The organism is Amycolatopsis sp. NPDC059027 (genome assembly GCF_042739735.1).
Taxonomy (GTDB): Bacteria; Actinomycetota; Actinomycetes; order Mycobacteriales; family Pseudonocardiaceae; genus Amycolatopsis.
Window position 1 is genome coordinate 8883 of the sequence record NZ_JBHYIK010000086.1, and the last position, 826, is coordinate 9708.

Sequence of the window (826 nt, forward strand, 5' to 3'; positions counted from 1 at the left end):
CTTACTCTTTGTTTGTTTTTCACTTTTTCTCTCGCGGGTCTTTACATCTGGCCCCTCGCTCCTTTTCGGGGCCGATATCGCGTTGCGGCCGCTCGCTAGGCTGGTGGTGTTGTTCTTGGCTGGACGAACCTCACAGCCCGGTAGGTAGTCCGGGCGGCAGGCGGCGGTGGGAGCCCGCCCCGGCTCGTTGTCCCGCGGCCCGAGCGGGAAACCAGTGCGGCCAGGCTGATTCGTCATGCCTGGAGGTTTCCGGTGAACGGGGTTTTCACGCTGTACCACGACGGCCGGTTCTGGGTCGGCGTTTACGAGATCCACGAGGACGGCGCCGTGCGCGCCGCCCGCCACGTCTTCGGTGCCGAGCCGACCCACGCCGAACTCGCCGCGTTCGCCGCCGGACGAGGATTCGTCCGGCTCGCCGACGCCGCCCGCGCGGCACCCGCCGTCCCCGTCGAGGAGCGGCCGACGGCGCGGCTCAACGCCAAGCGGCTGGCGAAGCTGGCCAAGCGTGCTCAAGAGGACGCCGGCATCGGGACGGCCGCGCAGCGCGCGTTGAAGGAGTCGGTGGCCGAGCGGATCGTCGAGAACAAGGCCGCGCGCAAGCGTCGGGCGGCTGCGGAGGCGCAGCGCAGGCGCACGCTGGCGCGGGACAAGGCCCGAGCGAAGCACCGTGGCCGGTGAGAGGTGCCGAGGGCAGTGGGCCTGGCGATGTGTCGGGGGGGCGCCCGGGGGGGGGGGGGGTGGGGGGCCCCGCGCGGGGGGGGCCCACGGGGGGGCGGGGGGGGGAGACCGTTGGGGGGGGGAGCCCCCCCGGCGGGGGATGTAAACA

At 72.4% G+C, this 826-nt stretch carries 1 protein-coding gene; it reads left to right on the forward strand.

The features are described 5' to 3' along the window. The first annotated feature begins 252 nt into the window (after positions 1-252). Positions 253-678 (forward strand): YjdF family protein, encoded by a 426-nt coding sequence (locus ACFWY9_RS38820; RefSeq protein WP_378329316.1) that lies wholly within the window; start codon positions 253-255, stop codon positions 676-678. The last annotated feature ends 148 nt before the right edge of the window (positions 679-826 follow it).